The 12,132-nt window shown below is 67.1% G+C and carries 12 protein-coding genes; 9 read left to right on the top strand and 3 right to left on the bottom strand.

All coding sequences use genetic code 11. The features are described from left to right. Positions 1 to 171: 171 nt before the first annotated feature. Positions 172 to 2,295: a RecQ family ATP-dependent DNA helicase gene (locus FB562_RS00780; RefSeq protein WP_141879400.1), complete on the top strand. Its 2,124-nt coding sequence runs from the start codon at positions 172 to 174 to the stop codon at positions 2,293 to 2,295. A 195-nt stretch (positions 2,296 to 2,490) separates the two neighbouring features. Here FB562_RS00780 and FB562_RS00775 read toward each other — a convergent pair whose 3' ends face one another. Next, complete coding sequence (locus tag FB562_RS00775; protein ID WP_141879399.1) at positions 2,491 to 3,267, bottom strand: IclR family transcriptional regulator; 777 nt, start codon at positions 3,265 to 3,267, stop codon at positions 2,491 to 2,493. A 141-nt stretch (positions 3,268 to 3,408) separates the two neighbouring features. Between FB562_RS00775 and FB562_RS00770 the strand changes: the two genes are divergently transcribed. The 3 genes from FB562_RS00770 to FB562_RS00760 are packed head-to-tail and all read left to right on the top strand — an operon-like array spanning position 3,409 to position 6,172. Next, the gene (locus FB562_RS00770) at positions 3,409 to 4,353 is read left to right on the top strand and encodes an acetaldehyde dehydrogenase (acetylating) (protein WP_141879398.1); all 945 of its coding nucleotides are present in this window, start codon (positions 3,409 to 3,411) and stop codon (positions 4,351 to 4,353) included. Next, a complete protein-coding gene (dmpG, locus tag FB562_RS00765; RefSeq protein WP_141879397.1) occupies positions 4,350 to 5,390 on the top strand; it encodes a 4-hydroxy-2-oxovalerate aldolase in 1,041 nt (346 codons plus the stop codon). Before FB562_RS00770 ends, dmpG begins: the two co-directional genes overlap by 4 nt. Beyond that, a complete protein-coding gene (locus tag FB562_RS00760; protein ID WP_141879396.1) occupies positions 5,387 to 6,172 on the top strand; it encodes a 2-keto-4-pentenoate hydratase in 786 nt (261 codons plus the stop codon). Before dmpG ends, FB562_RS00760 begins: the two co-directional genes overlap by 4 nt. 59 nt (positions 6,173 to 6,231) lie before the next feature. On the opposite strand, the gene FB562_RS00755 is transcribed toward FB562_RS00760, so the two are convergent. Further along, positions 6,232 to 7,512 carry an MFS transporter gene (locus FB562_RS00755; protein WP_141879395.1) on the bottom strand — a complete coding sequence of 427 codons (1,281 nt, stop codon included), beginning with the start codon at positions 7,510 to 7,512 and terminating at the stop codon, positions 6,232 to 6,234. 180 nt (positions 7,513 to 7,692) lie between these two features. Here FB562_RS00755 and FB562_RS00750 point away from each other — a divergent pair, with 180 nt between their 5' ends. From FB562_RS00750 to FB562_RS00730, 5 genes are all read left to right on the top strand, one after another. Beyond that, complete coding sequence (locus FB562_RS00750) at positions 7,693 to 8,370, top strand: cupin domain-containing protein (protein WP_141879394.1); 678 nt, start codon at positions 7,693 to 7,695, stop codon at positions 8,368 to 8,370. A gap of 53 nt (positions 8,371 to 8,423) precedes the next feature. Beyond that, the gene (locus FB562_RS00745) at positions 8,424 to 9,248 is read left to right on the top strand and encodes an IclR family transcriptional regulator (protein WP_141879393.1); all 825 of its coding nucleotides are present in this window, start codon (positions 8,424 to 8,426) and stop codon (positions 9,246 to 9,248) included. Continuing rightward, on the top strand, positions 9,248 to 10,249 hold the full coding sequence (locus FB562_RS00740; RefSeq protein ID WP_246081286.1) for a fumarylacetoacetate hydrolase family protein: 1,002 nt from the start codon (positions 9,248 to 9,250) through the stop codon (positions 10,247 to 10,249). The genes FB562_RS00745 and FB562_RS00740 overlap by 1 nt, the downstream gene beginning before the upstream one ends. Positions 10,250 to 10,390: 141 nt before the next feature. Then, positions 10,391 to 10,879: a glutathione peroxidase gene (locus tag FB562_RS00735; RefSeq protein ID WP_221625347.1), complete on the top strand. Its 489-nt coding sequence runs from the start codon at positions 10,391 to 10,393 to the stop codon at positions 10,877 to 10,879. 2 nt (positions 10,880 to 10,881) lie between these two features. After that, positions 10,882 to 11,184: a GNAT family N-acetyltransferase gene (locus FB562_RS00730; protein WP_141879391.1), complete on the top strand. Its 303-nt coding sequence runs from the start codon at positions 10,882 to 10,884 to the stop codon at positions 11,182 to 11,184. A gap of 260 nt (positions 11,185 to 11,444) precedes the next feature. Here the strand turns inward: FB562_RS00730 and FB562_RS00725 are convergent, their stop codons facing one another. After that, on the bottom strand, positions 11,445 to 12,068 hold the full coding sequence (locus FB562_RS00725) for an NADPH-dependent F420 reductase (RefSeq protein ID WP_141879390.1): 624 nt from the start codon (positions 12,066 to 12,068) through the stop codon (positions 11,445 to 11,447). Between the last annotated feature and the right edge of the window lie 64 nt (positions 12,069 to 12,132).

Genomic DNA, 12,132 nt, shown 5'->3' with positions numbered 1-12,132 from the left:
CGGCTTCGCGCATCCGTCACCTCTCGCATTCTTCGCGATTGCGCAAAAAAGGCCCTTCTTCGATCGCGTTCGGGCCAGAAGTGACCACTCGCGGGGTTGCTGCGGGGTGACTGCTCCTCGCTCTCGTGGAAACCGTGTGACGCTGTCAGCGGGTACTGAGAGGGTGGGGGTATGACCGACGCGACCCGAGCATCCGCCCTCACCGTACTGCGAACGCTCGTCGGCTCCGACGCGGCCGACTTCCACGATGGCCAGTTCGAAGCCATCGAGACCCTCGTCGACGGGCGCCGTCGCGCGCTCGTCGTGCAGCGCACCGGATGGGGCAAATCGGCCGTCTACTTCGTCGCGACCCTTCTGCTGCGGCAGCGGGGCGCCGGGCCGACCGTGCTCGTGTCGCCGCTGCTCGCCCTGATGCGCGACCAGATCTCGGCCGCCGAACGCGCCGGGGTGCGCGCCGTCGCCATCAACTCCACCAACGCGCACGAATGGGGCGACGTGATCGCCGCCCTCGACCGCGACGAGGTCGACGTGCTGCTCGTGTCGCCCGAGCGGCTCAACAACCCATCGTTTCGTGAGCAGCAACTGCCCGCGCTGATCAAACGCATCGGGATGCTCGTCGTCGACGAAGCACACTGCATCAGCGACTGGGGCCACGACTTCAGGCCCGACTACCGGCGGCTGCGCGACCTCATCGCGCAGATGCCCGAAGGCGTGCCCGTGCTCGCCACCACCGCCACCGCCAACTCGCGCGTCGTCGCCGACGTGGCCGAGCAGCTCGGCACCGACAGCGCCACCGACGTCGTCACCATTCGCGGGCCTCTCGCCCGCGCCTCACTGCGGCTCGGCGTGCTGCGACTGCCCGACTCGAAGGCGCGACTCGGCTGGCTGCTCAGCCACCTCGGCGAGCTGCCCGCATCCGGAATCATCTACACGCTCACCGTCTCAGCCGCAGAAGACACCGCCCGGCTGCTGCGCGACGCCGGCCACGACGTGCGCGCCTACACCGGCCAGACCGACCCGCAGGAGCGCGAAGAACTCGAAGCCCGCCTCAAACGCAACGAAGTGAAAGCACTCGTCGCCACCAGCGCACTCGGCATGGGCTTCGACAAACCCGACCTCGGCTTCGTGCTGCACCTCGGGGCGCCGTCATCACCCGTCGCGTACTACCAGCAGGTCGGCCGCGCCGGCCGCGCCACCGACAACGCCGACGTACTGCTGCTACCCGGAACAGAAGACCCCGAAATCTGGAAGTACTTCGCCACCTCATCCATGCCCGACCAGGCGCGCGCCGAACGCGTCATCGCGGCACTCGGCGACCAACCACTCTCGACCGTCGCGCTCGAAGCGCGCGTCGACATCCGCCGCACCCCACTCGAACTGCTGCTCAAAGTGCTCGACGTCGACGGGGCCGTGCGCCGCGTGCAGGGCGGCTGGGTCTCCACCGGGCAGCCCTGGCAATACGACGCAGACCGCTACGGGCGCATCGCCGCCGCCCGTGTGGCCGAACAGCAGCACATGATCGACTACGAAACCACCGACGGATGCCGCATGGAATTCCTGCAGCGCACCCTCGACGACGACACCGCCACCCCCTGCGGGCGCTGCGACAACTGCGCCGGCGCCTGGTACCCCAGCGACGTCAACTCCGACGCGGCCACCTCGGCGAGCGCCGCCCTCGAGAGGGTCGGCGTGCCCATCGAGCCTCGCGCGCAATGGCCCAGCGGGGCCGACCGACTCGGAATCCCAGCGAAAGGCCGCATCGCCGTCGACGAACGGATGCTCGAAGGCCGCGCCCTCTCCCGCCTCACCGACCTCGGATGGGGCAACACCCTGCGCGAACTCTTCGCCGCAGGAGCACCGGATGCTGCGGTCACGCCCGCAATGACAGCCGCCGCCATCAGAGTGCTCGCCGACTGGGGCTGGGAGGAGCGCCCCGCCGCCATCATCACCATGCCCTCGCGCCGGCACCCGCAACTGATCGCATCCCTCGCCGCAGGACTCTCAACGGCCGGACGGCTGCCCGTACTCGGCGCGCTCGAATACGCGAACGACGGGCCCAGCGGCGAACCCGGCGGCAACAGCGCCTACCGGCTCGCCGGCGTATGGGACCGCATCCGGGTACCCTCCGAACTCGCGGCCGACCTCGCCGGGCTCGCCCAAACAAAACCCGGGGCACCCGTGCTGCTCATCGACGACCTCGCCGACAGCCGCTGGACGCTCACCGTCGCCGCCCGCGAACTGCGGCGGGCCGGGGCAGCCGGAGTGCTGCCGTTCACGCTCGGGGTTGTTCGGTAGCGCTGGAACATCCCGCTGGTCGAGGTGTCGCGCTCTGGCGCGACAGTCTCGAGACCAGGCCCACGCCCAGCGGGGTTGCTCGCGGGCAGGTCTCGAGACGGCACTCCGTGCCCCTCGACCAGCAGAAGCGCGTGCCCCTCTACCAGCAGAAGCGCGTGCCCCTCGACCAGCGGCGGGGCGGGGGCGGGTGGCTGATCACACGGCGGCAGGCAGCACGAAGCCCAGCTTGGCCGACAGCCCGGCCGCCCCGCGCTGCGCGAGCTCCGCCCACTCCGACTCCGGGCGCTGCTGCCAGCGCGCCACAGGAACCGACGTACTGATGGCCGCCACAACCGCGCCCGAAGAGTCGCGCACGGGGGCTGCCGCGCACATGATGCCGGGCGTCGACTCCTCATACTCGAACGCGACACCGCGGTCACGCACCCGCGCCAGCTCCTCCTCCAGCTCAGCCAGAGTGGCGATACTCCTGCCCGTCATCACCGGCAGATGCTCAGGGTCGGCAAAAAGCCCGCGCAGGGTCTGCGGCGAAACATAGGCGAGCAGCACCTTGCCGAGCCCCGTCGCATTGGCAGGCAGGCGCTGCCCGATGCTGGAGGGCAGGCGCAGATTGTCGCGACTCTCCACTTTGGCCAGGTAGAAGACATCCGCCCCCTCCCGCAGGGCCACACTGACGGTCTCGCCGCTCAGGTTGGAGAGTTCGCGGGCCGCCTCATTGGCGGCGGCGAGCATGTCGAAGCGAGCAGAGTAGGCGTTACCGAGCTGCAGCAACCGCACACCGAGCCGGAACGTGTTGGTGGAGTCATCCTTCTGCAGGTAGTCGCGGGCGACGAGAGTGGAGAGCAGTTCGTGCGCGGTGGTGCGGGGCACGCCGGTGAGCCGCACGACGTCGGGCGCGCTGAGCGCGGTGTCATCCTCAAGGAAGAGCTCAAGGATGTCGAGCGTGCGCACAACGGCGGGAGTCAGACGGGCCATGCCTTATGAATACTCGGGATTCAGATGCTGTGCAAATGCGCGCACGCATTGACATCCGTCACACTTCCGTGTTCGATATATAGAACAAGCGCCGAAGTATCGAACAACGCGCACAATCTCCAGCGAAGAAAGGGGCGTGACATGGCCGAGCCAGTACACGCAGCCATCATCGGATCGGGAAACATCGGTACCGACCTGATGATCAAGATGCTCCGAGGCAAGGGCATTCTCAAGGTCACGGCCCTCGTCGGCATCGACCCCGAGAGCGACGGCCTGCGCCGCGCCAACAGTATGGGCGTCGCCGGCATCGCGACCGGCGTCGACGGGCTCATCGCCTCCCCCGAATTCGAGACCATCGACATCGTGTTCGACGCCACCTCCGCGGGCGCCCACCAGTACAACGCGACCCAGCTTCAGGCAGCTAAGCCGGGCATCCGCCTCATCGACCTCACGCCGGCCGCTATCGGCCCGTACTGCATCGCGGCGGTGAACCTCGAGGAGCACATCGACGCGCCCAACCTCAACATGGTCACCTGCGGCGGCCAGGCCACCATCCCCATGGTCGCCGCCGTCGCGAGCGTTGTTCCGGTGCGCTACGCCGAGATCGTCGCCTCGATCAGCAGCAAGTCGGCCGGCCCCGGAACCCGCGCGAACATCGACGAGTTCACCGAGACCACCGCCGACGCCATCCAGAAGGTCGGCGGCGCCGAGGCCAGCAAGGCACTCATCATCCTGAACCCCGCCGAGCCGCCGCTGCTCATGCGCGACACCGTCTTCACCCTGACCGCGGATGCCGACCGTGGCGCCATCGAGAAGGCCATCGCAGAGATGGTCGAGAAGGTGCAGGGCTACGTGCCCGGCTACCGCCTCAAGCAGAGCGTGCAGTTCGATGAGATCACGACGCCCGTGAACGTGCCCGGCATCGGCGAGTTCACCGGCCTCAAGACGAGCATCTTCCTCGAGGTGGAGGGCGCCGCCCACTACCTGCCCGCCTACGCCGGCAACCTCGACATCATGACGTCGGCCGCCCTGCGCGCCGCCGAGACCATCGCGCTGCGCGCCCAGAAGCAGGAGGAGGCGGCATGACCGCGTTCGACCCCACAACAGACAAGCTCTTCATCTCGGATGTCACGCTGCGCGACGGCAGCCACGCCGTGCGTCACCAGTACAGCACCCAGAATGTGCGCGACATCGTCAGCGCGCTCGACAGGGCGGGCGTCGACAGTGTCGAGGTCGCCCACGGTGACGGGCTCAACGGCTCGAGCATGAACTACGGCTTCGCGGCGCACTCCGATGTGGAGCTCATCGAGGCGGCCGCCGAGGTCGCCGAGAACATCGCCATCGCGACTCTGCTGCTGCCCGGCGTCGGAACCATCCACGACCTCAAGCGGGCAGCATCCGCCGGCGTCAGCTATGTTCGCGTGGCAACGCACTGCACCGAGGCGGATGTCTCGGCTCAGCACATCGCGACGGCGCGCGAACTCGGGCTCAACACGACCGGCTTCCTCATGATGAGCGCGCTGACCACACCGGCCGAGCTCGGCAAGCAGGCCAAGCTCATGGAGGGCTACGGCGCGCAGTGCGTGTACGTGGTCGACTCGAGCGGCGGGCAGACGATGGATGATGTGACCGACCGCGTCAACGCGCTGCGCGACGTGCTCGACCCCGGCACCGAGATCGGCATCCACGCCCACCACAACCTGTCTCTCGGCGTCGCCAACTCGGTCGCCGCCGTCAAGGCCGGCGTGAACCGCGTCGACGCGAGCCTCACCGGCATGGGCGCGGGCGCCGGCAATGCGCCGCTCGAGGTCTTCATCGCCGTCGCCGACAAGCTCGGCTGGAATCACGGCACCGACCTCTTCGCCCTCATGAACGCGGCCGACGACATCGTGCGCCCGCTGCAGGTGCGGCCGGTGCAGGTCGACCGCGAGACCCTGAGCCTCGGCTATGCGAACGTATACTCGAGCTTCCTGCTGCACGCCGAGACGGCATCCGCCAAGTACGGTATCTCCACCATGGAGATCCTGCTCGAGCTCGGCAAGCGCAAGATGATCGGTGGCCAGGAAGACATGATCGTGGATGTGGCGCTCGACCTGATCGCGGCGAAGAAGGCGGCGGCGTGAGCGCGGCCAGCACGGTCGGCCTCGGCGATGCGCTGCTCGGGGCGTATGCCTCGCGTGAGCCGATCGCCCCACTCACCGCCACGAATCCAGATCTGAGCGTCGAGGACGCCTACGCGGTGCAGCTGCACCAGGTCGCCGCATGGAAGGCCGCTGGGCGCACCGTCGTCGGCTACAAGGTGGGGCTCACCTCGCAGGCCATGCAGCAGCAGCTCGGCGTCGACCAGCCCGACTTCGGCCACCTCTTCGACGACATGGTTCTGGATGCCTCGGCGCCGATCAACCTCGACGGCCACATCGCGCCGCGCATCGAGCCCGAGATCTCGTTCGTGCTCAAGAAGGACCTCCGTGGGCCGGGGCTCACAGCCCAGGACGTGACGGATGCCGTGGGTCACGCGGTCATCTCCCTCGAGATCATCGACTCCCGCATCGCCGACTGGAAGATCACGCTGGCCGACACGATCGCCGACAACGCGTCATCCGGTGCCCTCGTGCTGGGCGACCGCAAGATCGCGCTCGACGACGTCGATCTGGCGGCCGCACCCGTGACCCTCAGCCGCAACGGCGAGGTCGTCGGAACGGGCCTCGGCTCGGCCGTGCTCGGCCACCCCATCGAGGGCGCAGTGTGGCTCGCGAACACGCTGGGCGCGCTCGGGCAGACGCTCGAGGCGGGCTCGATCATCATGGCCGGCTCGATCACGGCCGCCGTGGCGATCGCGCCGGGAGACACCGTGACCGCCGACTTCGGCGAGCTGGGTGCGCTCACCATCGAGTTCGCGGGATAGAAACGCGCGAAGGCTGCTTGGCTCTGTGTGATGAGCCAAGCAGCCTTCGCGAATTACAGCTAGGCGACAACAGCCTCGGCTTCTTCAGAGTCCGACTCCAGCATCTTTCCGCGAGTCTCCGGCAGGAAGGCGAACACCAGAATCGCGGCGAGGAGATAGAAGCCCGCAGTGCTGCCGAGCGCCACGGCGGGGCCGAACGCGATCAGCAGGAATCCGACCAGAGCCGGGGCGACGGCACTGATGGCACGACCCGTGTTGTAGATGAAGCCCGTTGCGAATGCCCGAATCTCTGTCGGGAACAGCTCGGCGAATGTCGGCCCGAATCCACTGTAGAAGCCGGTGCCCACGAAGGCCATGACCGTGCCGAAGATGATCACCGACACATCGCCCTTGACCAGCAGGAAGATCGGAACCATGACGGCGGCGGCGATGAAGAAGGCCATGAACGTCTTGCGGCGACCGATGCGGTCAGAGATGTAGCCGAAGCTGATGAAGCCGGCGGCGGAACCGACCTGCATGATGATGATCCAGGTGGTCGACTTGAGCAGATCGAGGCCCTGCCCGCCGTCTGCGACCGGGGTGGCCAGATAGCTCGGGATCCAGGTGAACAGGCCCCAGTAGCCGCACGACGCTGCCGCAGTGAATCCGAGGCACGCGAGAACAGCCTTCGGATGCTCGGCGAAGAGCTTCTTCACGGCACCCTTCGCGCTGACACGCTTGGCCTTCTTCCAGATCTCCGGCTCCTCCGTGTTGTGACGCACCCAGAAGGCCAGGACCGCGGGGATGACACCCACGAAGAAGGCCCAGCGCCAGCCGCCCAGCGGGATGGCGATGGCGGCCACGATGGCGGCGAGGGCATAACCGGTGGCGAACGCGCTCTGCACCCACGCCATCACCTTGCCGCGGTGGCGGGCCGGCCACGTCTCCGACACGAGCGCAGCGCCGGCGCCCCACTCGCCGCCGACACCTAGGCCCACGATGATGCGGAAGACGAACAGCATCTGCAGGTTGGGGGCGAAACCGCACAGGAGCGTTCCGATGGAATAGCAGAGGATGCTGAGCATCATCGACTTGGTGCGGCCGATGCGGTCAGCGAGGAACCCGAAGACGATGCCGCCGAAAGCGGAGGCGATGAGGGTGCCCGATGCCACGAGACCGGCGGCGCCGGCATCCGCTTCGAATTCGGCGATCACGTAGGTGATGACGAACGAGAAGATGATGAGGTCCATCACGTCGAGCATCCAGCCCATGTAGGCGCCGGCGAATGCGCGCCACTGGTTCTTCGTCGCTCCGCGATACCAGGGACCGGTTGGGGTCTCGGCGGGGACTGGTGATGACATGTGACTCTCCTTTGATGTCGTGACGCATCACGTCGTGGTGCACGCCTGCCGTGCGTCTCTGCGTAAGCGTGCAGTATTCGAAACCCAATGTCAACAATTTGTATCGATCAGCAATAGATGTATATTGACCAGCGAGACAACCACTGTCGATTGTGATCCCTGAAACGAAGGAGCGCTGCCATGCCGACGCCGACGTTGGTGCTGCACGAAGACGTGCTGGCGCCGAACAACCCACCCGTCTACCTGCCTCGCGGCCCCCGCAGCATCTACGTGCGCGACGGCTCCGTGCACCTCGACAGCGACGCCGCGACCCAATACCTCGCCGAGGCGCACGGCATGGTCACGACAGACCAGCTCACCGTGAGAGCCGGCGCATCGGGTGCCCGCATCTGGCGCTGGGAACTCGTCGACCCCGAATTCGCCGACCAGCCCCAGACACTGCGCTCCGCCCCAACGGCGACATCAGAGCTCAAACATCAGGCCCAGGTCGACCTCGACCCGCGCCTCGACTGGCTCATGCGCCTCGACAGCGTCACCTTCCCCGCCGGCGGCACGGCCTGGACGCACCAGCACCAGGGCCCCGGAATTCGCATCTGCCAGTCCGGCGAGATCACCATCGAGACCAAGGGGACCATCAACACCTACAGCCCCGGCGAAGCCTGGTCAGAGACAGGAGTCGACCCCGTGCTCGCCCCCACGACGCCCGACTCGGCGACCACATTCATCCGCTGCCTCGTGTTGCCCGCCCACACCCGGGGCACATCGTCGCTACGGGTGATGCTGCCCGAAGATCGCACGAAGCCCAACACGCAGAGCTACCACATCTTCAGCGAACGGATGCTCGACCCTGTTTACTAGGACGGAACCAGTGTCTCGACAAGCGAGACACTCCCCGAACGAAGGACACTGCGATGACTGGAGCAGCCACATCCGCCCCTGAGGGATCCGACGCCGCCTCAGTAACGGCGCTGCGCATCATCGAAGCCATGCTCCAGGGCGCCGGAACGAGTGGCGTGTCAGAGATCGCCGCACGCCTCGGCCTGCCCAAAGCGCGCGTCCACCGTCACCTCACCCAGCTGCGCACATCCGGCTACGTTCTGCACGACCCGAAGACTCGGCGCTACGAGATCGGCTGGCGACTGGCCCTGCTCGGCAATCGCATCGCCACACAGGCCAGCTTCGTCATCGTCGCCAAACCACGCATGGAGCAGCTTCGCGACGAGGTGAACCAGACGATCGTCTTCTCCCAGGTCAACGAGACCGGAGTCGTCGTGATGGAGGTTCTGCCCGGCAACGCCCCCATGGACATCCTGTTTCACCCCGGCACCACATTCGGGTTCAATGCCGCCGCGCAGGGCAAGATCGCGCTCGCGTTCGGATCGCTCGAACAGCTGCGAACCTGGGAGAGCCTCGACCCGGAGGTGCGCACGCCGCAGACCATAACCGACCGGGCCCGGCTCGACGAAGCCGTCGCGCAAGCCCGCATCCGCGGCTGGGCCTCCGCGCCCGAAGAGACCTACCTCGGCGTCAACGCCATCGCCGCGCCCGTGCGCGACTCCAAAGGTTCACTCGTCGGCACCCTCGCCATCATCGGCTCGGTGCACTACCTCCCCGACCCTCCCGCGCAGGAGACGATCGACGCCCTGCTGGCAGCATCCGCCCGCCTCTCGGCCGACTTCGGCTTCGAAGCGCCCGACCAGACCACAACCAACCCCAACGAAAACGAGGAACCCTGATGCCCATCGTGCAGATCAGCATCGTGAAGGGCCGCGACCGCGGCGCCATCACCACCTGCATCAAAGAGGTCGCCCAGACAGTGGCGCGAACGCTCGGCGCACCGCTGGCGAGTGTGCGCGTGATGGTCAACGAGATGGAGCCCGACTTCTTCGCCGTCGGCACGACACTGAAAAGCGAGACGCAGACACCGGATGCCGCACCGGCAGCCCCGACGCCACCCACAACCCGCTGGACCATCGACAGCGCCGCCCGCCACCTGCTCGACGCCGAAGCAGATCGCCGCGACGTGACCCGCATCACCGACGAGTGGAGCGAGCTCGACATCCCGACCGGATACCTGGTGCAGGAGGCCATCATCCGCGACAAGGTGGCCAACGGCGACACCGTCGTGGGTGTGAAGTTGGGGCTCACCTCGCGCGCCAAGCAGAAGCGCATGGGCATCGACTCGCCGCTGACCGCCGTCGTCACGCAGCGGATGCACCTGCCGGCGGGAGTTCCCGTCGACATGAGCCGGTTCATCCACCCGCGCATCGAGCCGGAGATCGTGTTCACGATGAAGCACGACCTGCGTGGCCCCGGCGTGACCGCCGACGCGGCGATGGCCGCCGTCGGAGAGGTTCGGGCCGGCTTCGAACTCATCGACAGCAGGTACAAGGACTTCAGCTTCGCACTGCCCGACGTGATCGCCGACAACGCATCATCCGCCGGCTTCTACATCGGCGACATCGCGCACGACCCCGCCGATCTCGACCTCGCGCTGGAGGCCTGCATCGTGCGCATCAACGGCGAAGTCGTCGACACCGCCACCGGCGCTGCCGTGCAGGGGCACCCCGGCGAGGCCCTCGCCCTCGCAGCGAACTCGCTCGCGGCCCGAGGCCAGTACATCAAGGCCGGCGACACCGTGCTCACCGGCGGGATGACCGACGCCGTCTTCGTGAACGCCGGAGACGAGATCTCAGCCCAGTTCACGAACCTGGGCTCGATCGTCGTCACGGCCTAGCCGCAGCATCCGCTGGTCGAGGTGTCGCGCACCGGCAGCATCCGCTGGTCGAGGTGTCGTCGTCTACGGCGACAGTCTCGAGACCGCACCTCGACCAGCAACATGCGGCACGGTCACAGGATGCGTGCCTACGCTGGGCTCATGGCTTTCGACAACATCGAACTCACCCGTATCGACGGCACCCCCGACTCGTTCGACAACTACCGCGACAGGGTTGTGCTGGTGGTGAATGTGGCGTCACGCTGCGGCCTCGCGCCGCAGTACGAGCAGTTGGAGCAGCTTCAGGAGAAGTACGGGCCGCGCGGTTTCACCGTTCTGGGCTTCCCGAGCAACCAGTTCGCGCAGGAGCTGAAGACTGCCGAAGACATCCAGGAGTACTGCTCCACGACGTGGGGCGTCACCTTCCCCATGTTCGAGAAGACGAAGGTGAACGGCAAGAACAAGCACCCCATCTACAAGGAGCTGCACAAGGCGAAGGATTCTGCCGGGCTGGGCGGCCCGATCGTGTGGAACTTCGAGAAGTTCCTCATCCTGCCCGGCGGCGAGGTGCACCGCTTCCGCCCGCCCATGAAGCCGGACGACCCCGAGATCGTGGCGCTCATCGAGGGCGCCCTCGCGAAGGCGGCATGACCATGACCGACACCGCTGATGGCATCCAGCCGAAGGCCACCCATGAGCCGGATGCTCAGCGTTACGTCCTGCGCGTCGGCAGCGAGATCGTCAGCGTGGTCGACTACAGGGTGAACGGCGACCGCGTCTCCATGACGCGCACGTTCACGAATCCTGCGCACCGCGGCAAGGGCTACGCGGCCCAGATCGTCGCATTCGCGGTGGACGATGTGGAGGCGGCAGGCCGCGCCGTCGTGCCCATGTGCTGGTACGTGGCGCATTGGTTCGACGAGCACCCCGAGAGGGTCGCGCTGCTCGCGAAGTGACGCCAGAGCGGCAGTGGGCCTGCCATTTTCGCGACCCCGAGCATCCGGAATCTCTTTCGTTGCCCACATGTTTCTGCTCTGCAGGACTTTTGAGTCGACATGCCGCACCGCGGCCCGTTTCGGTCGGTGTGGCGCGAGTTTCTCCTGCGGAGCGCAGCGTATGCGCATCGTATGCGCATCGGCCGCAACCGCGAAAGGCCGATTCTCGCCTCCAACGAGTTTCGTTGGGGCGAGAATCGGCCTCTCGCGCAGAGGTTGCGTTACTTCGCGACGGCGAAGCCACCCGTCCAGGTGACCTTCTCGCCAGCGGCGAGCGTCAGCTGCAGGAAGCCGAGGGCCTCCAGCTCGCGGGCACGCTTGAGCGCGCCGGCGTCGATGACGGAGATGCCGCCGGCCTCGACGACGGATGCGAAGGAAGCCTTCGCGTCGGCGTCGTCACCCGCGACGAGCACGGTGACGGGGTGGCCGCCGACCTCACCGGTCGCGAGGGTCGCGGCGAAGTTCGTGTTGAACGCCTTCAGAACCTTCGCGCCGGGCACGCGGGCCTGGATCTCGGATGCTGCGGAGCCGTCCGCGGGAACCACCAGGCTGTCGAAGGTGGAGAAGTCGAGCGGGTTGGTGATGTCGACGATGATCTTGCCGTCGAGCTTGCCCTCGTAGGCGGCGAGGACCTCGTCGACTGCGGGGTACGGGAGGGCGAGCACGACGATGTCGCCGGTGATGGCGTCGCCGACGGCGCCTGCGGTGGAGAGCTCACCGGCGGCGGCGGCCGCGGCCTTCTCTGCGTCGCGAGCGAGAACCTGCACGCGCGCTCCGCCCTTTGCTGCGATGCCGGCGATCGCGGTACCCATTCCGCCTGCTCCGATGATGGTGACGTTGCTCATTAGTTTCTCCTTTGCGCCTCGTCGGGTTCACGACTCGCGGGGCATCCGATTGATTGTTGCTACA

Source organism: Homoserinimonas aerilata (assembly GCF_006716125.1).
Classification (GTDB): domain Bacteria; phylum Actinomycetota; class Actinomycetes; order Actinomycetales; family Microbacteriaceae; genus Homoserinimonas; species Homoserinimonas aerilata.
This window is presented reverse-complemented; position numbering and strand designations above follow the sequence as displayed.